1 protein-coding gene is annotated in these 384 nt (G+C 54.7%); it reads left to right on the top strand.

Going from position 1 to position 384, the window contains the following annotated elements:
- Positions 1-140: 140 nt before the first annotated feature.
- A partial coding sequence (locus AC1RO3_RS08775; protein ID WP_481764044.1) for a hypothetical protein occupies positions 141-384 on the top strand: 244 nt, incomplete at its 3' end.

Raw genomic sequence — 384 nt, 5'->3', positions numbered from 1 at the left:
CGTTCATGAACCTCAGTACGCAGGTAGGCACCCACGACTATTCTATGATGTGGGAAGCGTTCAAGAAAAAGAAGTAAGTAGTTGACAGGAACAGGGCCCCGGCGTAAACTCGGGCCCTGTTCTCATATAAGGAGCGCAAAGTGCAAAACGTAGCCGATTTGATCAATCCTGAAACTGGCAATACGTACCGCGCGGATAACGCGAAAAAGAGCCATCGATTTCCGCTCGGCACTCTCGTCGAGATCAAAACGCAGACGGACCCGAAATGGGTCGGCGTCCGGGACGGTATGCGACTGTTTGTCGTGTACTGCGGGCGCGACTGCGATCAGACGCCGCTGTACTGGCTGTCGCAGTACACGCCGGAAGAGCTGTCCGAGTTTCTGG

The sequence above is a fragment of the Dellaglioa sp. CoH-57-MRSF-19 genome, from assembly GCF_056781975.1.
Note: the sequence above shows the minus strand (reverse complement) of the source record. Positions and strands in the feature narration are given on the sequence as shown.